This window comes from Undibacterium sp. Ji22W (assembly GCF_049340305.1).
GTDB lineage: Bacteria > Pseudomonadota > Gammaproteobacteria > Burkholderiales > Burkholderiaceae_D > Undibacterium.
On the sequence record NZ_JBMPOU010000002.1, the window covers coordinates 1,171,943 to 1,196,594 of the forward strand.

Sequence of the window (24,652 nt, forward strand, 5' to 3'; positions counted from 1 at the left end):
TCGTGGCAAGCTGTAACTTTCTCCTCGTACTCAGTCTTTATGCCCATGCTGGCTAGCTTCGACCACGCTAAATTGATCACTGTTCCAGATACCGCTTGCTCTACCAGGAGTTTGTGGCGGTCGATTGCGCTTGTCTGGTTGTTGTGGACTGCCTTGCTATTTCTGGCGACGTTTGCGAATCTTTATGATTTGCGCAATGTGGGCGTGCCGGTCAACATTCAACGACAGTTGTCCAAATTCTTTGTGGTCTTATTGCCTTGGCCTTTACTGAGTACGGGTTTGATGCTGTATTTTTCTACCTTGCGAAACGGTATTCGATGGCAGTTGGCGCTGAAGATTTTTGCTGTGCTGGTGCTGGCATTTTTGCCGGTGCATATTCTGTATGAACATGCATTTCTCGCGTTTCGTATCAATAAGCATGCACCGAGTTGGGACGAGCTTATGCAAATCCTGTCGCCCATGCAAATTTGGGTCGACGTGATGGTTCTCTTGTTCACGCTTTCAGCGCATGTGGCTGTCAGCTATTGGCAACGTAGCCGTCAGCAATTGATGATCGCCAGTCAATCACGGCAAGACATACTCGCGCTGAAATTACTGCAATTGCGCTCGCATCTTGAACCCTATTTTTTGTTCAGCTCGCTGGAGGGAATTGAAAATTTACTGATCAATGCAGAAGGGCCGACGGCCACACGCGCCTTAGCCCGACTGAGTGATCTATTACGTTATGTCTTAGAGTCTTCGCAAGAGACCGAAATAAGTATTGATAGTGAGATTCGTTTTTCAAAAGATTACTTGAGCCTACAAAATCTAGGTTTCGCTGACCGATTGCAAGTTGAATGGGCCTTGGAAGAGCGTGATTGGTCGGCGCATCAAATTCCGCCTTTGCTACTGTATCCCTTGTTCGATTACGCGGTACGCAATATGCAAGCGCAGTTGCAACATGCGAGTGGGCATCTCCGTGTTCAGGCTGGTATTGTGCGGAATGTTTTACACCTGGCGTTGGATTTCAGCGGCGACGCCAATCAGCTCCCAACCGTGACGGACGAACTGCAGGCGGCGCAGCAACGTATCGCCCTATTGCAAGGCAAAGACGCCGCGATTCGCTTTGTGCGCTACACCGCTTCCGAGACGTTCGCCCATGGAATAACAGTAGATTTTCCTTTGTCGGAGCTCAGTGATGCTTAACGCAAGTAGCTCAATATCCACACGCGAGACTCGCAGCTACCAATCGCTGCTCGTGGTTTGTGCGCTCTCGTTTAGCCTGTGGACTTGCATTGCGTTGTTTCATGTATTGGCCGTTTTTCTGGATGCCGAAGCGAGTACGCTGACGCAATCCAAAGCGTCGATACTAATGCAATACTTACTGATTTTTTCGCCGCTGTCTTTGGGAAATTGCCTGCTCGCCTTAGCCATGTGGCTCAAACCAGATCAAATGATGAAGCCACGCTACATGTTTCTGAGCGCCTTATTGATCGTCGTTTTAGGGTTGCCATTGCTGACCGCGAATAAGGTGATGATTACTCTGCTGTTCGCGGATCAACCATTGTCACTCTTTTTATCTGAATTGAAAAAATCCTCGGCCTTTATTTTGTGGATCGATTTGTTCTTGATTTTGTTCTCCTATTTTTTGCAAGCGGGTTTTGCTGCGTGGCAGCGCACGGTGGCACGGGAACTGGAACTAATCTCTACGCAAAATGAAAGTATGGAATTGCGCCTGCAACTCTTGCAAGGGCAGCTCAAGCCGCATTTCTTATTCAATGCACTCAATAGCATTAGCGCACTAGTCCGTGGTGCAGACCGAAAATTAGCCGGCACCGCCTTAAACCAACTCAATGCCTTATTGCGCTACGTGCTCGATTCGAGTAAACATGAATGGCTGAGCGTGGCTGATGAATTGCAATTTGTGCGTGACTATCTGAATATGCAATTACTACGCTTTGGTGACCGCATGCAAATCGTCTGGCATGTGGAAGATAGAGATTGGCAGGCGGTACCTTGTCCGCCTTTACTGCTGCAACCCTCGGTCGAAAATGCAATACATCACGGGGTAGAAACGCACCATGAGCAATGCCGCATTGAGATAGAACTGAGTATGGTTGATGGCAAAACGCTTTTCCGTATTCGTAATGCGGTGTTTGCTCCTGCCAAGTCCGGCAGTGGACACGGTTTAGGTATTGCCTCCACGCGTGAACGCTTGCAGATACTGTACCGGGGACAAGCGAGTTTGGTGACGACACAGACCGAAAGTGAATTTGTTGCCGAGATCAGTATTCCTCAATGTCGTCAATTTGATCAGGCGTCGTTGACACCCCATAGCGTCTAAGTGGAATGACAAAAGCGGACAAAAATGGACAAGCAAATGGACACCAAAAAATATAAAGTCATGATGGTCGATGATGAGCTGCCAGCTCTGACCAATATGCAATACGTCTTAGCCGATCATTCAGAATGGATGCTGGTCGCCAGTTGTCATTCCACGGCACAAGCCCGCTTGATTTTGCAAAACGAAGCGATCGACTTGGTCTTACTCGATATAGAAATGCCGACCCAATCCGGCTTGGATTTTGCACGCGAATTGATCCAATATCCGCAGCCACCTTTGATCGTCTTTATCACGGCTTACAACAAACATGCGGTCAGTGCATTTGAAATTTTTGCACTCGACTATTTACTCAAGCCTTTTGATGACGAACGCTTTGCCGCGATGTTGGCACGCGCCAAACATGCCCTACAGACCAAGCAACAATTAGCGCAAAGTGCGGTGATGCAGGATTATTTCTTAGAGAAAGATGCGGAGAAATCCGGTGCAGCCACACCAAGTCTAAGTCACGTTGCGGTGCGCTCTGTCGGTAAGATAGAACGTATCGACATTCATGAAATTATTTGGTTAAGTGCGGCGGCCAATTATGTGGAATTGCATTTAGTCGATCGCGTGATTTTGCACAGGACTACCATCTCAGCGATGGAACAACGCCTGCCAAAAACGCAGTTTTTACGCTTGCACAGAACCGCCTTGGTGCGCACCGACGCGATTCGCACTTTAGAAATTTCGCACGACGGTGCGTATGTGGTTTTGCTGAGCAACGGTGATACGGTCAGGGTGAGTGATAGTCATATCAAAGAAGTGAAGCAGATCTTAGCGCGATAAGGCAAGTTTTTCTCCGCCCCCTTGAAGGCATCGTTATCTACACAAGTTTTTCTGTAGTGCGAGGAGAGCGCAAAGTAAAAGTAAAAGCAAGACTCGTCATTCCCGCGTAGGCAGGAATCCAGGGGCGACCATTGATCAACAAAAGACGCTGGACTCCTGCCTACGCAGGAGTGACGGTGAATCAAATTTGCTGTTCATTCGACTTATGTAGATACCTATGCCTTGAACGGGAGGGAAGTTGATACATGACAAGCTTTATGTCAATTAGTACCTATGGAATCAAGCTCGGTAAGACAGCAGAAATAGTTTTTGCTACTTAGAATTTCTCGATTTCCTAGAAGCGATTTTGTTGAGTCGATGTTAGCTAAACCTCCGTGCAAAAACACCACAAATTCTTACACTTCATCCCCCCGTTTTTTCGTTTTATCCCAGCTCGAAAAATACTCTCCCAAAGTTATTGATGTTCATCCCGCCAAGCTGGTGCGATGAAAATCCCTATGCCAAAGTTCTCATCGCTGGATGACGTTGAAGTTTGATAATTGAAAAAACCTCGTGATGAAAAACGCGTGATTTTGTCAATATAAAACTTCAGCTCCACTGATTTTTTACAGGACTATGTATGTACAAAAAAAGACGTAGCGGCGGCTTGACGCGGGTTTCTTTTCAATCCAGCTCCGAAGGTATGGCGGCCAGAAATTCCTCTTCCGACAAGCGCAGTGCCAAGGCAGACATTTTGCAGCATCAGGCTTTGCTGCAAGCGCTGCTTAAAAATACTTCCAGCAAACACACCTGTCACACCCGTTATTAATACATCTAAAGCACATCAATTGCACATCAAGGAAAAATATGCAGAACCAGACGCATCGCTTTAAAAAAACTTTATTAGCACACGCTTTAGTGGTGGCATTCGGCGTCACGCTGACGTCGATAGGCGGTATGCAAATCGCCTATGCACAATCGAACGCCAGCGCTACCATTTACGGCAAAGTCGATGGCGCAGCCGGGGCTTCGGTCGCATTACAAAACACCGATACCGGCTTAAAACGCCTGATTACTTTGGATGCGGAAGGCCGCTACACGGCGACTGCCTTACCACCAGGACACTACAAAGTTGACTTGTTAAGAGACGGCAAAGTCGCGAACACACAAGAGCTCGACGTGATTATCGGCCAAGGTATTGAGGCTTCGTTCTTGAGTGCCGTAACGCAAACCGTCACCGTGTCTGCCGTCCGGTCCCGTATCGACGTATCGAACACGAATAATGGCGCGATTTTTACCGCCAAAGATCTGGGACGTTTGCCGATACAAAACAACTTAACCGCGGTCGCTCTGTTAGCACCGAATACGACGAAAGGCGATGCCGCGTATGGCAATGTCGCTAGCTTCGGCGGTGGTGGTGTGTCTGAAAACTCTTACTACGTGAATGGTTTTCCGGTCACCAATCCTTTGTCACAAACAGGTTCCACTGCATTGCCTTGGGGCGCAGTACAACAAACTTCCGTCATCACGGGTGGCTTTGGTGCAGAGTTTGGTCGTTCTATCGGTGGCGTCATGAATATGACGACCAAGAACGGTACCAATAATTGGGAAGCCGGCGCTACTTTTAGCATCAGCCCGAATTCTTTACGTGCTAAACGTGCGGATATTTACTATCCATATAACGGCACTGTCACGGCACCGGATGGCAAAATTCGCTTTCGTACGTCTTCACGTGAAGATAGTGTTAAGCAATACGGCCTGACTTTGGGCGGCCCACTCATTGCGGATAAATTATTCGTGTTCGGTGCGGTAGAAAAAGTCGATAGCTATACCGGGCAAGTCAACGGCGATTTGGTTTCCAGCAATTCTTTAAAGGACAATGGCTGGGCAAAAACCAATAGCGAGACGGTGCGCTTTTTGACCAAAATTGATTGGAATATCACCGATGATCATCGTCTGGAATTGACTTCGATCGGCGACAAAACCAAGTCAGTGGTGGGGACTTATGGCTACGACAAAGTCAGCGATACCCATAACAACGTCAAGTTCACCGAAACCACGGCGACCAATCCTGCCGCACTCGGCGCTGGTGCGCAAACCAATATGCTGAAGTACACAGGTCAATTGACGCAAGATTTAACCTTGACGGCGATGGGTGGGCGTTTGAAAGCACCACGCGGCGTGACGTACTACGGTAGCGATCCAAACAATAGCAGTATCCATACCGTGACTTCAACCGTCGACGGACGCCAGCCTGATTTAAACAAACTCGGTTTGTATAGTGTCAATGCGAATCGCTACGCTGGAAGTTTGAGCCGTCCGGGTGAAGATCAGTTAGATTCTTTACGTCTCGATCTTGAATACAAAATAGGGGCGCATACTTTGCGTGCGGGTCTGGATCGCAATGCGATTGAATCTGGCATGGCGGGTGTGAAGAGCTCTGGAAATGGTACCTGGACTTATCTCAAAGTCGATGGTGATCCGACTAAGCCAGCAGAAGTCTCGAATGGTCGTCAGGCGATTGTGGCCAATTATGGCGGCTACGGTACCCAGGGCTATTATGTGAACGAATTTATTTTCGATAGCTTGACTGGAGCCAAAGCCACACAATCTGCGCAGTATCTGGAAGATCGCTATCAAGCCACAAAAAATCTCTTGCTGGTCGCTGGTTTGCGGAATGATCAGTACAGCAATTCTAACGGTGATGGCGAGAAATTTATCAGTATGAAAAACCAACTTGCACCGCGTTTGTCGGCGTCTTGGGACGTCAATGGTGATTCAAGTTTGAAAGTATTTGGTAGTGCCGGTCGTTACTTCTTGCAATTGCCAACCCAAGTAGCCGCCCGTGCAGCCAGTCGTTCTACTTTTATGAACCAAGATTTCACTTACACTGGCATCGATAGCAAGGGGCAGCCTACCGGTTTGAAAGCGATTAACGTCGCTTCATCCCCTGACGGTGAATCTGGTACCCGCAAAGATCCGCGCTCGATTGCATCGCGTGATCTCAAGCCTAACTTCCAAGATGAAATGACTTTGGGTTTTGAAAAGGCGGTGAACCCAAGTTTGAATTTGGGCTTGAAGTTCACTTACCGTAATCTCGGTGCGGGCATCGATGATACTTGCGACACGCGTTTGATCGCTGATTACTCCAAAAAAGCGGGTCTCAAACAAGATGGCGCTGCGCGCGACTATCTTTCATGCTGGATCTTCAATCCGGGTGAAGCATCGACGATCTGGGTAGAAAGCCATAATGATCAAGGCGATGCCACTGGCAACGGCCGTTGGGTGACTTTTAGTGCAAAAGAAATGGGCTATCCAAAAGCTGAGCGCAAATATGCCGCGATTGATATGTTCGCCGAGCATCCTTTGAGCAATTCTTGGTACGGTAAATTCAACTACACCTGGTCACGTAGCAAGGGCAATATGGAAGGTCAAACCAATTCTGATACAGGCCAGCTCGACGTTGCCGTGACAGCCAATTGGGATTTTCCTGAGTTCATGACCTTCGCCAACGGGGTTTTGCCGAATGATCGTACCCATCAAGTCAAAGCATTCGGTTTCTATGAGTTGAATTCTGAATGGAATATCGCTGCGAATCTGCTATTGCAATCCGGTCGTCCAAAAACCTGCCGTGGCACCGATCTGGTTTCCGAGCATGGTGAGAATCCAAACTATCCTATTGGTGCAGAGTGGGGTGGCCCGGGTTACGGTTCGGCCTATAGTTTTTGCGATGGCAAACCAGCGCCACGCGGCTCTTTAGGTCGTATGCCAGCAGAAAAGCGTTTAGATCTGAGCCTCACCTACAAACCGCAGCAGTTCCAAGGCATGGTGTTAGGTGTGGATGTATTCAATGTCTTGAATGACCAATCTGCCCTAACCCGTAATGAAACTTATGGCAGTTCCAACGCCAAAATAGGCTCCACGTATGGCGGCGTGCGTCAGTATGCGGATCCATTGACTGTCAAGTTGCGCGTCGAATATAACAAGAAGTTTTAAGTTAGTTTCGCCAAACCCCATGAAATTATGAGGTTGTAAGGTTGAATGAGTTCGAGTTGTGACATGTCGTTGTGATCGATAGCCGAGGGGGTGTCGGCTATCATTTGAGAGCTGTTTGCATTATGTGCAAGCGGCTCTTTTTTTATGGGTTTTTGATGACGGACATTGCAGGAATTTGATGCTGTAAGACGGGCTTAAGCCAATCCGAACTAAGAGGCGCAGCAGCGAAATAAAAGTAAAGTATGCCATTCCTGCGTAGACACACTGCTGTCCAGAACAATATTTTTGACAAATGTAGTTTGTAACTCCCCAACAGATCTCGTAGGGCGGGTGCAACCCGCGCCGCCAAGCTCTTGAGCATCTGAGCAGCGCGGGTTGCACCCGCCCTACCAATTCGTATGTTGACTTCAATGGCAATACCTAATCACCGATCAGCAATTTGATCTAAGCCAAACTAAGTCCTTCCACCCACTGGTCTTACCGCCTGATAGATGCAATTAAAGCTACACTAGCGCCACGCGCCAAAGTGGCATGGTTTCTATTGAAATTTCTCGCTCAAATTTGTCAATCCTTCTCGAATGGAGGATACTTGCAATATGGGAATTTCTAGAGACTTTCCACTAAGGTTGGTGGCACGCCTTCTCACCCAGAAGACGCCTGCTGCGAAACCGATAAAACTAAAACAAATTGGCACTTCTTGAACTTTAAACAAGTAAGGAACAAGCATGACCTCATCCCATTTTGCCGAACTGATGGCATATGCCCAAGAACACTCTGGCACAGCCAGTAAACGTCAAGGCGGCTTCATCGCTGCTTATTTTGAAAACACCGATCCTGATGAAATCACCACGCGTGGCGCGGCGAATTTGTTTGCCTTGGCGAACGCGCATTGGCGCTTATTAGATTCGCCCCGTGCGGCGAATAGCCCGAAGATCCGCGTGTTTAATCCTAGTTTGGCCGAAGATGGCTTTGTCAGTGATCACACCGTCGTGCAGATCGTGAATGACAATATGCCTTTCCTGGTTGATTCCGTCACGATGGCGATTAACCGCAGCGGTCGTACCGCGCATTGGATTGTCCATCCTTTAATGAGCGTGTCGCGCAATGCCGATGGCAGTATTGACACCGTCAGCACCGTCGCCGCAGCGCAAGCAGCAGGGCGCAATGATGCGGTCGAATCCCTGATCTTGGTCGAATGCGACCGCATCGTCAGCGCCGCCGAGCAAAAAGCTTTGGTCGATGAATTGACCCATATTTTGGCAGACGTGCGTGGCGCTGTGGTCGATTGGCAGCCGATGTTAAGCCGCGTCAAAGAACTGATCACCGCCTCAGAAAAATTCACAGGCACACACCAAAGTCATGGCGAAGGCATTGCCTTCCTGCGCTGGTTAGAAGACCGCCATTTCACCTTCCTCGGTGCGCGTGATTACGAACTCAAACGTAGTGGCAATCAAGTCAGCCTAGTCGCCTTAGCCGATTCCGGCCTCGGCATCTTGCGCGGCAAAGTCCAAACCAACGAAACGCTCTTGCCACCAGAAGTCGTCGCTTTGATCGATTCCGAAGAAACCGTCTTAGTCACCAAAGCCATGACGCGCGCCACCGTGCATCGTCCAGCTTGGCTCGATTACATCGCGGTCAAACGCTTTAACGATGCCGGTGAAGTCATCGGTGAATCACGCTTCCTCGGTCTCTACACCTCCACAGCCTACTCCGCACCAGTCAGCGAAATCCCACAAGTACGTCAACGCACAGCGGCAGTCATGAGCGCAGCGGGCGTCGTGCCCGAGAGCCATGCAGCAAAAGCCTTGCAATCGATTCTCGATGATTACCCACGTGATGAATTATTCCAAGTCGATACCGCAACACTGACCGATCACGCGATTGGTATTTTGCGTTTGCAAGAACGTCAGCGTGTACGTTTGTTCTTGCGTCGTGATCCATTTGGTCGTTTCACTTCCGCGCAAGTATTCGTACCACGTGACCGCTACAACACCGAATTGCGCGTCAAGATCAGTAGCGAATTAATGGCAGCATTAGATGGGCATTCCATCGAATTCACACCGATGCTGACCGACAGCCCATTAGCGCGTATCCATTATTTGGTACGTGCCAAAACCGATGCGCCGATGAGCACCAATGTGAACGTCTCCGTACTCGAAGCCCGCATCGCCAAACTCGCCCAGCGTTGGGAAGACGATTGCAGCACCGAGCTCTTGCGCACGCACGGCGAAGGTCGTGGTCTGGATCTGGCAAATCGTTTTGCCAATGCTTTCCCAAGCGCCTATCGCGAAGATTTCACCCCGCAAGGCGGTGCCGAAGATGCGGATATCTTGTCGCATCTGTCCAAAGCATCTCCACTAGCGGTCAAGTTGTATCGCCCACTCGACGCAGTCGCAGGTTTGTTGCGCTTTAAGATTTACAACACGTCCAAAGTGGCATTGTCAGACTCTCTGCCAGTGTTAGAACGCATGGGCGCTCGCGTGCTCGACGAGCATCCTTACCACGTGGCCGATGGCGACAGCGAATTGTGGATTCATGATCTGGGTTTGCAATTGCCAGTCGCCACTGATTTGACTGCAGTGAAAGCCCGCTTTGAAGAATTATTCTGCCAAGCTTGGCGCGGTGAAGTGGAAAGCGATGATCTGAATCGCTTAGTCTTGAACACAGCCCTCGACGCACGTTCTATCGGCGTCTTGCGCGCTTGCTCACGTTACTTCAAACAACTCGGTTTCGCTTACAGCCAAAACTATATCGAAGCAGCATTGAACAAAAACTGTGGCATCACGCAATTGATCGCAGAATTATTCGGCGCACGTTTCAAACCAGATTATGTCGGTGATCGTGAAGCAGCACAAAAGCACATCCGCGAACAAATCGAAGCCGCGATGAGCCAAGTCGCCAGCCTCGACGAAGACCGCATCTTGCGCCAATTCATCGCAACGATCTTAGCAACACTGCGTACCAACTTGTGGCAGACCACAGAGACAGGCGCGTTCAAATCCTACATGAGTTTCAAGCTCAATCCACGCGAAGTCCCTGGCGTGCCAGAACCAAAACCGCTATTCGAAATCTGGGTCTATTCCCCACGTGTCGAAGGCGTGCATTTACGCGGCGGCAAAGTCGCTCGTGGTGGTTTGCGCTGGTCAGATCGTCGTGAAGATTTCCGTACCGAGATTCTCGGTTTGGTGAAAGCGCAGCAAGTTAAAAACACCGTCATCGTGCCAGTCGGCTCCAAAGGTGGTTTCGTCCTCAAAAACCCACCGGCAATGAGCGACCGCGAAGCCTATCAAGCCGAAGGCGTGGCGTGCTACAAGATCTTCTTGTCTGGCATGTTGGACGTGACCGATAACATCGTCAAAGGCAATGTCGTACCACCGACCAAAGTCGTGCGTCATGATCCAGATGATCCATACTTGGTCGTTGCTGCCGACAAAGGCACGGCAACCTTCTCCGATATCGCCAACGGCGTCTCTGCGGATTACGGCTTCTGGTTAGGTGATGCATTTGCCTCCGGTGGCTCGGTCGGTTACGACCATAAAAAAATGGGCATCACTGCACGCGGTGCTTGGGAATCGGTCAAACGTCATTTCCGCTCATTCGGTCACAACACGCAGACCACACCATTCACGGTCGCGGGTATCGGCGATATGTCGGGTGACGTATTTGGTAACGGCATGCTCTTGTCCGAACAAATTAAATTGCTAGTCGCATTCGATCACCGCCATATTTTCATCGACCCAAATCCGGATGTCGCTAAATCCTTCGCCGAACGTCAGCGCATGTTCAATCTGCCACGCTCCAGCTGGGAAGATTACGACAAGAGCCTGATCTCCAAGGGCGGTGGCGTCTATCCACGTGGTGCCAAATCGATTAGCCTGACACCCGAAGCACGCGCCGTCTTAGGCATAGAGACTGAAGAGCTCACGCCAGTCGAATTGCTCAAAGCGATCTTGCAAGCGCCAGTCGATTTGCTCTACAACGGTGGTATCGGTACTTACGTCAAAGCGACCTACGAAACCCACGCCCAAGTCGGCGACAAATCCAGCGATGCCTTCCGCGTCAATGGTAACGAGCTGCGTTGCAAAGTCTTGGCAGAGGGCGGTAACCTTGGTTGCACCCAAAACGGCCGTATCGAATTCGCGCAAAAAGGTGGTCGCATCTATACCGACGCGATTGATAACTCCGCTGGTGTCGATTGTTCCGATCACGAAGTCAATATCAAGATCTTGGTCGGCGCGATCACCGAAGCAGGCGATCTCACGCTCAAACAACGCAATGACTTGTTAGCCTCGATGACCGATGAAGTCGGCCACTTAGTCTTAACCGACAACTACTACCAAGGCCAGGCACTCGACATCGCTTGCCACCGTCCTTTGTATGTACTCGATGGTCAACAACGCTTGATGCAAACTTTAGAGCGCCAAGGCCGCTTAAACCGTGCGATTGAATTCCTCCCATCCGATGAAGAAATCGCCCGTCGCCGCGCGCATAAACAAGGTCTCACCGCACCAGAAAACGCCGTCGTCTTAGCCTACGCCAAGATGGCCGTGTTTGATGAATTGGTCGCCTCCAATTTGCCAGACGACCCATTCTTTAGCCGCGCTTTAAAAGCCTATTTCCCACAAGTTTTGTCTGAGAAGTTTGCCGATGCCATCGCCAATCATCAATTGAAACGTGAAATCATCGCGACCTTTATCACCAACACCGTGGTCAATCGCACTGGCGCAACTTTCGTCAATTTCATCGCCTCAGAAGCCGCCGCTTCCGCTGCCGATGTGATCCGCGCCTTCACGCTGGCACGCGAGATTTTTGATCTGGAAGCACTGTGGGATCAAATCGATGCGCTCGATTACAAAGTCGATTCTAAATTGCAGTTAGACCTGCTCAGCAAATTGACCGCCATCGCCCAACGCGCCTCACGTTGGATGCTACGCGCCCGCACTGCGAACGCCGACTTACCAACGCTGATCCAACGCTACCAACCAGGCGCACGCGAACTCCGCGCCAACGTAGCGACCTGGTTACCAGCCGCCGCCTACGCCAGCTTACAAGAAGCCAGCGCAGCCTTGGTCAAAGCCGGTGTCGAAGCAGGCCTAGCAGAAAACTTAGCCGCGCTGGAATTCATCTTCCCAGCCTTGGATTTAGTCGATCTGGCACAAAGCACAGGCAGTGATTTAGAAAAAACCGCCCGCACCTATTTTGGCGTCGATGCCGAATTAGGCTTAACCGGATGGCGCGATCAAATCAACCGCCTGCCAACCGACACGCTATGGCAAACACAAGCCCGCGGCAGCGCCCGCGACGACGTGTATTCCATCGCCAGCCAAGTCACCAAATCACTGCTATCACGCCAAGAAGACATCGCAACATGGCGCGAACAACACACAGCAGCGATCGTGAAGTTGAATCAATTGTTGGCGACGATTACCACGCAGGGTGCGGATTTGGCGCCGGTGTCTGTGGCTTTGCGGGAGTTGCGTAGTTTGGCTTGAGTTTGTTGAGTCCTGAAGGGCGAGCACGGATTGTGTGTTCGCCCTTTTTGTTTTTGTGAATTGGTAAAGATTCACAGTGTGAAATATGTGTGATGATGTTGTATTTCAAGATTTGCTTCCATTTTTTCCGATGTATTGAAATTTCTCAATTAGCATTCAGTCTCGTTTCAATACATAACAACTAATAATTTCAGGCTTCATCTCAATTCAGGAGCACAAATGTCGAACGATTTTCCGTCACCAATAATAAAAGCGATTGAATCTGGGAATGCAATACTGTTTTTAGGAGCAGGAGCATCTTACGATGCAATCTTGGGCGGGAGCGCTACACGAATTACTGCAGATATAGTGCGAAATAGGCTTTCTGATGAATTTCTCGACGGCTCACATAAGAGCAAGTCTTTAATGACCGTCGCTGATTATGCCCGAAGTGAGGCATCTCTAGAAAAAGTTCAGATTTTTATAAGGAAAATATTTATAGATTTAGGACCAGCACCATTTCATCTCAAAATACCGACCTTTCGTTGGAGGGCAATAGTTTCGACAAACTACGATTTGGTTGTTGAACGTGCTTACGAAAACTCTCCGGAGCGTCTTCAGAACCTTGTCGCAGTGACTAAAGATGGAGATGAACTAGAAAAGGCATTGGCTGGACAAAATACAGTGCCATACTTAAAGCTGCATGGCTGTATAAATAATTTCAATGATAAAGACGTCCCAATAGTCCTTGATTCCAACGAATACGCAAAATTTACCAAAGGGCGTGGAAATCTAGTAAGGACATTTAAAGAGTGGGCTACACAATCTCCTATCATCTTCTGTGGTTACAGCTTGGGTGATGAAAACATTAAAGAAATTCTCTTTGATATAGGTGATTCAAGTCAAAGTAGAGACTCATATTTGTATGTAGATATTTCATTCGATGAAATTCAAAAGAGATTTTGGCAAGGTAGGAGGATTACGCCGTTTCAGGCAGATTTTAAGGGTTTCCTAGACGCCCTAGATACAAAAATCCCTGAAACGAATCGAAAATTGGCATCTCTTTTTTCTAGATCTGACTTGACTATCAGCAAATGGATTCCATCGCATGATAATCCATCGCTAGAGCTTCTTGAATATTTAACTAACGAGTTAACGCACGTAACACCAGATTCTAAAAATGGAAGTGCAATCAACCCTAAAAACTTTTATTGCGGCCTAGACGTCTCATTCAATCCCATATATGAAGGACTAGACATAACACGAAATGCGACAACCGAAGTTCTTAATCACGCTGTATTGGATAGTCTGAATAGTACTGAGTCAAAACTTTTTGTCATCAAAGGCTATGCTGGCTGTGGAAAATCAGTGTTGGCAAAGCGAGTGGCAATTGAAACATCACAATTACTTGATTCACCCCTTACGGTTTGGTTAAATGAGGGGGCAGTAATTCGACCAAGCCTAGTATTCGAACTACAGAAATTGGTGCAAAGTCGAATCTATTTCTTCATTGATGATGTTGTTGAGCATCAAGAGTCGTTGGTAAGATTTGTAGAAATGGCGTTTCAACAGAAGCTCCTAATTACAATTATCGTTTGTGCGCGAACAAATGAATTAAATATTTATGGACAAGAATTGCAGAGAAGGATCTCCCGCGAGTTCGAAATTCATGATCTTGAGAAAAACGAAGTTAATAGCCTCTTAGATAAACTATCACAAAGTAAAATACTTGGCCCACTGGAACAGTATTCCGAATCAGAAAGAAAAATATTTATTGAAAAATTCTACGATCAACAATTGTTAGTGGCGCTCCATGAAATAACCTTTGGAGATAGTTTTGAAGATATTTTAATTAGTGAATTCGAGAAAATCCAACCGCGCGAAGCCCAGCAACTTTATTTAGACATTTGTTCTTTACATCAATCCGGTGTTGGGGTTCGTGCTGGTTTGTTGTCTAGAATAAGCGGCCTACCAATTTCAACATTAAACGAATATTTACACGGACCGTTAGCAAGAGTTATTCGGGCGAATTTTGATAGGCACTACCGAGATCTGGTTTATAAAAGTAGGCATAATGAGATTGCAAAAATGGTATTTTCGCTTGCCATAGCAGATCCTGAGGCGAGAACATTTCAGTTGATAAGAATTTTGTCTAAGATTGATTTAGATTACTCTAGCGATAGAAAATCATATTTTGAACTCGTGAAGGGGCGGCGGTTAGCAGATCTTTTCGAGAGAAAACAATTTGCAATAGCAGTTTTTGATGCAGCTGAGGAGGCAAACCCATCTCCCTCGTACCTTTGGCATCAACGCGCGATTTTGGAATTATTTCATCGTGAGGGGAGTACTGAATTAGCATCTGAATATTTGCGAAAAGCCGAGATTGAGAATAAGGGAACTGGATTCAGTGATGCGGGTATCCAACATACAAAAGCAAACTTGTTAAGGAAAAAAGCACTTGCGTCACAGTCTAGTGTGGAGCGTGAACGTTATAGAGCGGATGCTAGAAGTATTTTAAAGCCTCAATTGCAAAGAAAAAATTCGCATCCAGAGCATTTACTTGGGCAGGTATTATTGGATGAACTAAAGGACTATTTCAGTCAAGATTTTAGTAAGGAGACTGAGGATCGTCGCGAAATAAGAGAACAAGCAATTATTCGAATCACGAACGAGCTATCACAACTAATTGAAAATTATTTGAAATTAAATACCGGTGATGGCCCGATGACCATATTGAGGTCAGAGTTTTTAAAAGCAATGGGTAAGCAACCGCAAGCGCTTGATGTCTTAAATAGATTTCACGATCGAAATCCTGAAAACACTTCGATCACTAGAGTATTAGGAGAGGCGCTATCTTCAGCTGACAAAATTGATGAAGGAATTGCAGTCCTCAAAAGTGCGGTACTCGTATCTCCTAATGATAAACAAGCTTGCCTATCTTTAGCCAAATTACTCATTAAGAAAAATGAGTTTGAAACACCAGATTCAATTTTGTCGCATCTCCGACGAAGCTTCTCTGATGGTGATAGTCATTATGAGGCAAGGTTAATTTATGCGCGATGTAATTTATTGTATGGCGATGTCTCTAAAGGAAAGGATGAGTTCCAAAGTTTACGTCAAACATATTTGCAAAATAAAGATAGAGTTGGCTATGAAGTACGTTTACCTGACGGAGCGCTACGACGTTATCTTGGCACAGTTCAAAGCAAGCAAGCTGGATACGGATTTATTTATTCAAGTGAATTAAGATTTCATATTTTTTTCACACCCAAATCACTTAGTAAAACCGATTGGTCAGTAGTCGCAAGTGGCGCAATCATTGAATTTAGTCTAGGATTTTCGTATAAGGGACCAGTCGCTATTGACGTAAGAATTAAAGATTGATCAATTTTGGCCAGCTTTGACGTTGAGCAATTCATGATATTACTTAAACTTATTTATTTTTAACTGCTATTTAATTTTTTGGAGATTGATTATGGCTAGGTATGGAGTTGAGGCAGTCGCTTATGATAAAGATGGTCGGAGATTAAATGGGAATACTCATTCAATTGACGCGAGTAGTGCCGCCGAGGCTGAACGAATCGCCGCAAGCCGACAGAAATTTCAAGTTGGAACGGTAAAGGTCGAAACACGAATTATCCACAAATCTGATAAATAGATAAAAAGAGCACGGGGTCACCCATTTGGCCCCGGTAGTCAAGTAGTCAAACCAAATACTCAAGCACGGGGTCATGCCTTACATTTGACATTCATCTGTAAATGAATCAGAGGGAGAGTGGCGTTGGATGATGTTAAATGTCAAACGTAAGGCCTGACCCCAAAGTGCTCATGAACGGAAGAGCAAAAGGGGCAGTTCTAACATTGCGGATAAAAGCTACTAATGTTGAGGGTGATCTCTTTTGCAAATTCGAAACATCGCGGCGCATGGCACTTAGATTGTAAGAACTCAAAATTACAAATTATTTTGGAGCAAGATCGAATTGAAATTAGACCGGAATCTGCTTCAGGATAGCGAATCCAGCTGGAAGTCGACCAGTGCCTGGAGCGCTCGTGGCTCATATAGTTCGCTTCGATTTGTACTTCGCCTTCGCCCTGACATTCATGCGCTATTGGAGGACTCAGGGCGAATTCAGATCAAGTCGACGTCATTTGAACAAGCGCAAGCCTTTTCTACCTATCTTCACGAAACAATCCACTGGTGGCAACATGTCGGAACCTCGATGGGCCTCGTACTTAGTTTGCTGCAGCCGGCTCATTCGCACCTCAATCGTAAACGTCTGGTAAAGGTCACCGAGATTCATGGCCCTATAAAGCCTCTCAAGCGCTTGGCGGAGATGTTGGCTGAGGACGATTTACCACAGGATGAGTCACTTAATTATGTACTAAATAATTGGCATGACATGGAATTTTTCCGGCAGCTGGTTATTGATCCAAAAAGGCGAACGAAGTCCGTGGTACAGGACGAATATTTCATCTCGGTTGGGCATGCCTATCAAATAGCACTCGGTGCAGCTAGTTGGCTCCTAGCATCCACTGTAGACCAAACTTTGGAAAGGCTACCTGATCCACGTCCATTAGAGGAAGTATTTGCAAGATTGAAGGCTGAGCGCCGCGAAGGATTTTATAAAGGTTCGCCTGTTCGAGTCGCGCCGCTTGGAGCACTTGAAATACTAGAAGGTCAGGCTCGCTTTTCTCAGATTCAATATCTATATGGGGGATCAGGTGGGACTTTGACATGGCTTGATTTCGAATCCTGCGCACTCCTTGATAGCGGATATATCGATGCTTTTATATGCTTTCTTAGCATACTTGAAATAGAGGAATGGCCAGCTACACCCGATCATTCACTTGTGGGTCTTTTCTTGGTAATTTGCGACCTTGCAATGAATCCAGCTGACGGGTTCCTCACTGAACTCAAAGCACCTGCATCACTAATAATGTCAACGGATCCAGGATGGCGCTTCGTCCGATTCTGCGAAGCCGTAAAAAGTGACAGCTCACTTCAGTCAGCTATAGAAAGTTACACGTCTGAAGAATATTGGGATGTTACTGATCGATTAAGCACTGCCCTCGCAACTCCTAGTCCACGACTCATAGCGGAAACAGTTTTAGAATGGAGTACATCTCATGAAGGATGGGGAAGTTTGTTGAAAGAGGATGCGACGTTTGAATTTAATAGAACCAACCTTCCAATTCGCATAATCATAGCCAAATTTCTCAGCTTTCAACGCGACAAATTGAAGACTCCTGAATTTTTTTGCTGGCCTGGGATATGCACTACTTCGCATCGAGGTCCCATAGACCTCGATCGTGCAATGCAGCTTTTTGACGAACATGCAGCGCTGTTTGTTGACAAACCTGACGGGGATGTTTATCCGCGAATTCTCCCTTGTCGTGACGAGCAAATAGTTCACGAGGTCTTCAATGATTTTTATCAGTGGGTTGCCTCATATGAGCTCACACGACAATGGATAACAGAGGATGGTGAATTTGAAATGGATTTTCTTTGGTTGACAAGCAAATTTTCTCGAGATGAGATTAAAGTCTGGGCTGCAAACGCATTCAAAGTGACCTATGGTATATCTCCTGATACTTTCAGAATTCTTGCCCCATCCGGTAATTAGTGCAAACGGGGTAAGTTCTAACATCAAAAGCGCGGGGTCAGGTATCGAATCATAGGTTTTTGACTTAATAGATTCCGCCAAGCGCGGCGTTGCTTTCACGCTGATCCTGCCACGGCAAACTACTGCTTGGCTAGTGCTGCAAACTGGCCACGCGAGCTACGACGACTTGCTGCACGCAGACTTGAAAACCTTCGAGCGACGAGCTGTCATCATTCTCGTCAAAACTGCCTCGAAAAATACATCCCTTATCATCGCAAATACATCGCAAATTCTAATGAAACATCTCGGTTAAACATGGTCGCACCTAAGTGTCGCTTTTGGTGGGCAACTGCAAAGCAGTTCAATCAGGTTTTGCGCGCCTCAAAGAAATCACGCTGGAACAATGACAACGCCGCCCGCTAACTCAGCGTCTACAAGAACAATTCGTGCACCTTTGTGTGTAATGCTTGTGAGGGCACGAGCCGCAACATGAATACGCCGGAGGTCAAGATCGCATCCTATTCTGCCCGTGGGTTGGGCAACGCACAGAAGCTGTTGACAGCTTCCGTTACGCTGGTCCAATCAACATTCAATCATCAGAATTGGATGAGCAAAGTAGGAGTATTTCATGAGCAGTTTTTCTTCTGTTCCCGGTGTAGAGCCACTAGCGAACGCTGAGCCGACAACGATCACCATACCTATAGTACCTATAGTACGCACCGGTCAAGCACATAATCAACTCACGCGCACCGAGTTTGGTCGACGCTACCGCGCCAGCTTTATCGATCCTGCATTTGGTGCGGAAGACCTCGCCATTGCCAGACTAGAAGAGATTGCTTGGCAGGCTTATCACGCGGGTCGCAAAGCACCGTTTACGCAACAAGCCGGGGTCGGATATGCCGACCCAGAATACCAACTATCTTGCGAATGGATCGCCACTAAACAGCGCATAGAGGCGGCGCAATCCAATTGGACCGAGGCGTCTAGTCCAAGCAAAGTATTATTAATTTGCGGCTCTGCCAGAAATGATGGCAGCTGCCCTGGTGAGATGTCCAAGAGTTTTCGTTTACTACAGATCGCTAAAGAAACGCTAGAGCATGCTGGCATCGTTCCCGACGTTCTTGATCTGAGTTTGATCACTTCTGAATATGGTCGCAACATTTTCCCCTGCAAAGGCTGCGCCTCCACCGCGATGCCTTTGTGCCATTGGCCTTGCAGCTGTTATCCCAATCATGCCTTAAATCAAACTAATGACCAGATGGCAGAAATTTATGAACGCTGGACTGCCGCACATGCGGTGATCATCGTCACGCCCGTGTATTGGTATCAAAGTCCGAGTCCCTTAAAACTGATGATAGACCGCTTGGTGTGCGCCGATGGCGGTAACCCCGACCCGACGGCAACGTCAGGCAAGAACGCTAGCAAGGCGAAAGAATTGGAACTGGCAGACTGGCCCTACCCGCAGCATTTAGCTGGGCGCGCCTATGGGTTGGTCGTGCATGGCGATGTGGCTGGTGTCGGTGAAGCCAAGCGCGCGCTATCGGATTGGCTAGATTGGATGGGCTTGATTAATGCTGGAAGCCTCGCCTCTTTAGGTCGCTATATCGGCTACTACGAATCGTATGCCAACAGCCACGAGGCACTCGATCAAGATCTGGCGGTACAGGAAGAAACCCGCAATGTGGCGCGAGCTGTCGCTAAGGCGGTAGTCGAATTACGTGCCGGACATTTGCAGAGCACACAGGCACATTTATCACGACCACGACCCAAGTAATTTAAACCAGTCGCAACCCATCAGCATCACAACAATGAGAAAAACATGGACATCCATCGTCACCACGTATCAGGCTTTTTTGCACAGCGCAAGGATGCCGAAGCCACCCTCGCCATCCTCGTAGCTAGAGGTCTGGCACGCGAACAATTGCAAATATTCGACACCAATCTACAACCAGCGCCACCGGCTGCATCAACCCCGCATCAAGCACCGACCGAAGTCGGTAGTGACGCCTCTTTGAAGGACATTTTGGTCGATGGTGCGATCGGCACCGCAGTTGGCACTGGTTTGGGCGCCTTGGCGCAAGTGGCGCTAGTGGCGGGCAGTGTGAGTTTATTTATTGCCAGCCCCTTAGTCGCGCCATTGGTCATGATGGGCTGGGGTGCCAGCTTAGGCGCTTTGATCGGTGCAGCAGCAGGGGCGATGAAACCAGAAGTTGGCACTACCGAAGAAAGTAAATCCGGCTGGCTCTCAACACTAATCGAAGACGCCATCGCCAATGGGCAATTTGTACTCGTCGCACAAACCAACACCGTGCAAGAAACCGCCATCGCACAGGAAGTCATACAAGCCTCGGTCGGTGACTACAAAGACGACAGCATTGCTTGAACCCACAAGAGCACGGGGTCACACAAGAGCACGGGGTCAGGCCTTACATTTGACATTCAACCACTAGCATCCAACATTTATCTGTAAATAAATCAGAGGGAGATTGCGATGGCGAGGCACTTTCGTATTACGTATGGCGTTTGCCGGTGCCTTGTACTATGTTATTGCTCGCGGTAATGCGAGCGAATACTTATGGTAATGCCACTAAAAATACCAATATGCACAAGAGCACGGGGTCAGGCCTTACATTTGACATTCAACCACTAGCATCCAACATTTATCTGTAAATAAATCAGAGGGAGATTGCGATGGCGAGGCACTTTCGTATTACGTATGGCGTTTGCCGGTGCCTTGTACTATGTTATTGCTCGCGGTAATGCGAGCGAATACTTATGGTAATGCCACTAAAAATACCAATATGAACTTTGCATCTATGCACGACTTATTTTGCTGTTAAACATTAATTGAACAATTCCTTCGTTCATTGGTCTATCCATATCTTATTAAGTTTTGCTTATTGATGCCTACCCCAAAGGATATGAACGTGAAAAAATATGTGTATAAACTTATTTGCTTCGCTGTTTTGAGTACGACATTAAACCAAGCTGCCGTTGGTCAATCTAAGGCCAAGCCGCACCAAGCTGCTAATTCTTGGAATGTAGAAGAGAAATCGATTGATGAGCTTTCTTTGGCGATGCAATTGGGCAGGCTAACTGCTACGCAACTTACCCAAATTTACTTGAGTCGTATAAAAACTCTTGACCAAGCTGGCCCTCAGCTTAATTCTGTTTTGATTGTTAATCCTGATGCTTTAGCAATTGCAAAGCAATTAGATGCTGAGCGTAAAGCAGGGAAGGTTCGTGGTCCTTTGCATGGCATTCCGGTTTTAATTAAAGACAATATTGATACGGGCGACAAAATGGCGACTACGGCTGGTTCGCTTGCCCTAATTCATAATTTTGCAAAACAAGATGCTGAAATTGTGAGACGCATGCGCGATGCCGGTGCCATTATTATTGGCAAAACCAATTTAAGTGAATGGGCGAATTTTCGCTCTTCTAATTCCACAAGTGGTTGGAGTGCCGTTGGTGGTTTAACTAAAAACCCTTATGTATTAAACCGCAATACGTGCGGTTCTAGTGCAGGTACAGGTACTGCCATTAGCGCTAACCTTGCCTCGGTTGGGGTGGGCACGGAAACTAATGGCTCTATCGTTTGCCCTGCAACTTTGGCTGGCTTGGTTGGTATTAAGCCTACTTTGGGTTTGGTTAGTCGTTCGGGAATTATTCCTTTGGCACATAGCCAAGACACAGCTGGGCCAATGACAAGAACGGTGAAAGATGCCGTTATTTTGCTTGATGCCATGATGGGTAAGGATGATAAAGACGCGATCACTCTGCAAGTGCCAGACAGTACAAACCGCAATTATTTGGCTGCCCTAAAAGTAGATGGTTTAAAGGGGAAACGCATAGGTATTGTGCGGGAGTTATTTGGTAATCATCCTAAAGTTACTGCTTTATTAGAAAGCACAATCGTGACGCTTAAAGCGCAAGGAGCAGAAGTAGTTGAGGATATTAAGTTACCACCACGTTCTGCCTATGGGGCTGCTTCAAGCACTGTTTTAAATTATGAATTTAAATCAGACATTGCTGCTTACTTGGCTAACGCACCTGCTGCTGTGCCGCACCGTAGTTTGGCAGATTTAATCGCCTTTAATAAAGCCCATGCAGACAAAGAAATGCCTTGGTTTGCACAAGAACGTTTTGAACAAGCACAAGCGACTGGCGAGCTCACCGATAAGGAATATATTGACGCTTTAGCCTTAGTTAAAAAGGTCACGCAAGAGGGCATAGATACAGTGATGGATAAACATAAACTAGATGCCTTATTCGCACCAACAGGCGGCCCTGCTTGGGTAACAGATTTAATTAATAATGGCGGCTCACTAATAAGCAGCTCTACCCATGCAGCAGTGGCGGGCTATCCGAATATTACGGTGCCTGCAGGGTTTATACATGAGCTACCGGTAGGTATTTCATTTTTTGGGCGCGCATTTAGTGAGGCGACTTTAATAGAAATTGCTTATGGGTTTGAGCAAGCAAGCAGAGTAAGAAAAGCGCCTAAATATTTACCAACTCATCCTTAGTTTTAATTTGTAAATTCGAGAATATTTGAGAAAAAAAGGGCTAGGTATTATGGAAGCCCTTTGAAAATGTCCACGTTCTATAAATCTCTTGCGAGGAATTTACTGATGGACATTGTAATGGATAGAGGAAACCTGAAAGCTTTGGCAAAAGAGCTTGCCAAGGATATTAAGACCGTAGCAAGCCGTTCGCTCCGGCACAGGTAATTATCTGGAAATGATAGGAACACGGGGTCATGAACACGGGGTCAGACCTTACATTTGACATCACTCTTTCGCCATCCTAGACTCTATCGTAATTAACCCGACGGGGGATTGAAATGGCGAGACCATTACGCGTAGAGTATGCAGGAGCTTTGTACCACTTCACAGCCCGCGGGAATGCCCGAGCGAATATTTATGCCAATGACGATGATCGACACCGGTTTTTATCGCTGTTGAAAATCGTGGTGGATCGCTATGATTGGTATTGCCACGCTTACTGTCTAATGGACAATCACTACCACCTTTTGATTGAAACAAACCGAGCCAGTTTGTCTGACGGTATGAAATTGCTCAATGGTTCTTATACCCAGTATGTCAATCGGCAGTATCAACGCGTTGGCCATGTTTTTTCGGAGCGATCTAAAGCGATCTTGGTGCAGAAAGAATCCTACCTGCTTGAATTGGCGCGCTACATTGCCTTAAACTCAGTGTCATTGTTCAGCTTTCTTGATTTGTATGTATCGGTCGTGGCGCTAATTTTGAGTGAGATGTGGTGATGTTGCATTGCAAGACTTGCCCCTATTTTTCGAATACTTTTAACAATATTTATGCGCATTGATTTGTGTATAATGAATGCGTATTCCACTGTGGGATTCTGCTATTCTGGAGTTAAATATGAAGCAAGTAAATTCACCAAAAAAAGCAACGAACATCAGCTTGCCCATGGATGTTTACCTTAGCGCAAAGGAATTAGGAATTAATATTTCACAAGTGTGCGAACAAAGTCTGCGTGAAACGATACGCGCTGAACAAGAGCGTGAATGGAATGAAAAAAATGCCGCATTTATCAAAGTCTATAATCAAAAAGTAGAAGAAGATGGCGTGGCATTAGCAGAGTGGCGGGGGTTTTAAATGGCACGCTTTGATGTGTATGGGAATATGGGCAAAAGCCAAAAGACGACGCCTTTTTTGATCGACGTACAAAGTAATGTGATCAGTGGATTGGCGACACGTATCGTTATCCCATTACGCAACTTGACCGCATTTAAGAACGTAGAAGCGCCCGCAGATTTGTTTCCTATCATTACGATCAATGGCAAAAAATATTTGCTAGACACTCCGCAGCTGGCCGCAATTCCATTGATAGAGTTGAAGGAAAAAGTTGATACCGCTGCAGCATTTCAAACAGAGATACTTGATGCCTTAGTCAGAGTTTTTGGTGCATATTAGCATGCACGGGGTCAAGTCTTGACATGCCACATTTATGATTTGATCACGGTGTGGAATTTGGCGTAATGTAGGTTGTCGGAGAGTAGGCGCCTTCATTACTTCCTCACTTTTTATTTTGTATACATTGGCGGTAACTCAATTTGTGAGTGAGATGTGATGATGTTCCATGACAAGAATTGACCCCACTTTTTTTCTTGGCAGTGCCTGAAGAACCAAATTTATCTCGGTGACGACGATTTTGTACTTACTATGCAATGCAAGCTCGATCCCGAACAATCACTCAAAAAATATCCCCAAAAAACAAAAACAAGCCCCGATCAAACCATTGGATTACTTTGTCAATTTGGAAAACACGAGAAATGAAAACATCGCACTGGCATACTTAAGTGGGCACTACACACTCTAGCAAGTAGGTACCCATTTTGGGGTAAGTTACGCAACGGTTAGTCGGGCAGTGAAACAGAAAGAACGTGGTGTTGATTGACTACTGAATGT

Annotated in this window: 15 protein-coding genes; all 15 read left to right on the forward strand. The window is 47.0% G+C overall.

The window, feature by feature from the left end; genetic code table 11:
• Positions 1-39: 39 nt before the first annotated feature.
• A complete protein-coding gene (locus ACO0KW_RS11815; RefSeq protein ID WP_423053273.1) occupies positions 40-1,185 on the forward strand; it encodes a histidine kinase in 1,146 nt (381 codons plus the stop codon).
• On the forward strand, positions 1,178-2,323 hold the full coding sequence (locus ACO0KW_RS11820; protein ID WP_423053274.1) for a sensor histidine kinase: 1,146 nt from the start codon (positions 1,178-1,180) through the stop codon (positions 2,321-2,323). Before ACO0KW_RS11815 ends, ACO0KW_RS11820 begins: the two co-directional genes overlap by 8 nt.
• A 36-nt stretch (positions 2,324-2,359) precedes the next feature.
• Positions 2,360-3,148 carry a LytR/AlgR family response regulator transcription factor gene (locus tag ACO0KW_RS11825; RefSeq protein ID WP_423053275.1) on the forward strand — a complete coding sequence of 263 codons (789 nt, stop codon included), beginning with the start codon at positions 2,360-2,362 and terminating at the stop codon, positions 3,146-3,148.
• 619 nt (positions 3,149-3,767) lie between these two features.
• A complete protein-coding gene (locus ACO0KW_RS11830; protein WP_423053276.1) occupies positions 3,768-3,956 on the forward strand; it encodes a hypothetical protein in 189 nt (62 codons plus the stop codon).
• 38 nt (positions 3,957-3,994) lie between these two features.
• Complete coding sequence (locus ACO0KW_RS11835; protein ID WP_423053277.1) at positions 3,995-7,123, forward strand: TonB-dependent receptor; 3,129 nt, start codon at positions 3,995-3,997, stop codon at positions 7,121-7,123.
• 725 nt (positions 7,124-7,848) lie between these two features.
• On the forward strand, positions 7,849-12,615 hold the full coding sequence (locus tag ACO0KW_RS11840; protein WP_423053278.1) for an NAD-glutamate dehydrogenase: 4,767 nt from the start codon (positions 7,849-7,851) through the stop codon (positions 12,613-12,615).
• Between the two features lie 219 nt (positions 12,616-12,834).
• Positions 12,835-15,978: an SIR2 family protein gene (locus ACO0KW_RS11845; RefSeq protein WP_186922961.1), complete on the forward strand. Its 3,144-nt coding sequence runs from the start codon at positions 12,835-12,837 to the stop codon at positions 15,976-15,978.
• A 91-nt stretch (positions 15,979-16,069) separates the two neighbouring features.
• The gene (locus ACO0KW_RS11850) at positions 16,070-16,252 is read left to right on the forward strand and encodes a hypothetical protein (protein ID WP_186922962.1); all 183 of its coding nucleotides are present in this window, start codon (positions 16,070-16,072) and stop codon (positions 16,250-16,252) included.
• Positions 16,253-16,814: 562 nt separating this feature from the next.
• Positions 16,815-18,218, forward strand: a complete 1,404-nt coding sequence (locus ACO0KW_RS11855) for a hypothetical protein (RefSeq protein WP_423053279.1) — start codon at positions 16,815-16,817, stop codon at positions 18,216-18,218.
• A gap of 607 nt (positions 18,219-18,825) precedes the next feature.
• The gene (locus ACO0KW_RS11860; RefSeq protein WP_423053280.1) at positions 18,826-19,971 is read left to right on the forward strand and encodes a flavodoxin family protein; all 1,146 of its coding nucleotides are present in this window, start codon (positions 18,826-18,828) and stop codon (positions 19,969-19,971) included.
• A gap of 45 nt (positions 19,972-20,016) precedes the next feature.
• Positions 20,017-20,580: a hypothetical protein gene (locus ACO0KW_RS11865; RefSeq protein ID WP_423053281.1), complete on the forward strand. Its 564-nt coding sequence runs from the start codon at positions 20,017-20,019 to the stop codon at positions 20,578-20,580.
• Between the two features lie 544 nt (positions 20,581-21,124).
• Positions 21,125-22,726: an amidase gene (locus ACO0KW_RS11870; protein ID WP_423053282.1), complete on the forward strand. Its 1,602-nt coding sequence runs from the start codon at positions 21,125-21,127 to the stop codon at positions 22,724-22,726.
• Positions 22,727-23,043: 317 nt separating this feature from the next.
• Positions 23,044-23,484, forward strand: a complete 441-nt coding sequence (locus tag ACO0KW_RS11875; RefSeq protein ID WP_423053283.1) for a transposase — start codon at positions 23,044-23,046, stop codon at positions 23,482-23,484.
• A gap of 118 nt (positions 23,485-23,602) precedes the next feature.
• Positions 23,603-23,839 carry a type II toxin-antitoxin system CcdA family antitoxin gene (locus ACO0KW_RS11880; RefSeq protein ID WP_422993126.1) on the forward strand — a complete coding sequence of 79 codons (237 nt, stop codon included), beginning with the start codon at positions 23,603-23,605 and terminating at the stop codon, positions 23,837-23,839.
• Positions 23,840-24,157, forward strand: coding sequence for a CcdB family protein (locus ACO0KW_RS11885; protein ID WP_423053284.1), 318 nt, complete (start codon positions 23,840-23,842; stop codon positions 24,155-24,157).
• Positions 24,158-24,652: the final 495 nt, after the last annotated feature.

Excerpts from the sequence above, each read along its gene's own strand:
- ACO0KW_RS11815 (WP_423053273.1), top strand. The coding sequence starts at position 40 with ATGCCCATGCTGGCTAGCTTCGACCACGCTAAATTGATCACTGTTCCA.
- ACO0KW_RS11820 (WP_423053274.1), top strand. The coding sequence starts at position 1,178 with ATGCTTAACGCAAGTAGCTCAATATCCACACGCGAGACTCGCAGCTAC.
- ACO0KW_RS11825 (WP_423053275.1), top strand. The coding sequence starts at position 2,360 with ATGGACACCAAAAAATATAAAGTCATGATGGTCGATGATGAGCTGCCA.
- ACO0KW_RS11830 (WP_423053276.1), top strand. The coding sequence starts at position 3,768 with ATGTACAAAAAAAGACGTAGCGGCGGCTTGACGCGGGTTTCTTTTCAA.
- ACO0KW_RS11835 (WP_423053277.1), top strand. The coding sequence starts at position 3,995 with ATGCAGAACCAGACGCATCGCTTTAAAAAAACTTTATTAGCACACGCT.
- ACO0KW_RS11840 (WP_423053278.1), top strand. The coding sequence starts at position 7,849 with ATGACCTCATCCCATTTTGCCGAACTGATGGCATATGCCCAAGAACAC.
- ACO0KW_RS11845 (WP_186922961.1), top strand. The coding sequence starts at position 12,835 with ATGTCGAACGATTTTCCGTCACCAATAATAAAAGCGATTGAATCTGGG.
- ACO0KW_RS11850 (WP_186922962.1), top strand. The coding sequence starts at position 16,070 with ATGGCTAGGTATGGAGTTGAGGCAGTCGCTTATGATAAAGATGGTCGG.
- ACO0KW_RS11855 (WP_423053279.1), top strand. The coding sequence starts at position 16,815 with ATGGGCCTCGTACTTAGTTTGCTGCAGCCGGCTCATTCGCACCTCAAT.
- ACO0KW_RS11860 (WP_423053280.1), top strand. The coding sequence starts at position 18,826 with ATGAGCAGTTTTTCTTCTGTTCCCGGTGTAGAGCCACTAGCGAACGCT.
- ACO0KW_RS11865 (WP_423053281.1), top strand. The coding sequence starts at position 20,017 with ATGGACATCCATCGTCACCACGTATCAGGCTTTTTTGCACAGCGCAAG.
- ACO0KW_RS11875 (WP_423053283.1), top strand. The coding sequence starts at position 23,044 with ATGGCGAGACCATTACGCGTAGAGTATGCAGGAGCTTTGTACCACTTC.
- ACO0KW_RS11880 (WP_422993126.1), top strand. The coding sequence starts at position 23,603 with ATGAAGCAAGTAAATTCACCAAAAAAAGCAACGAACATCAGCTTGCCC.
- ACO0KW_RS11885 (WP_423053284.1), top strand. The coding sequence starts at position 23,840 with ATGGCACGCTTTGATGTGTATGGGAATATGGGCAAAAGCCAAAAGACG.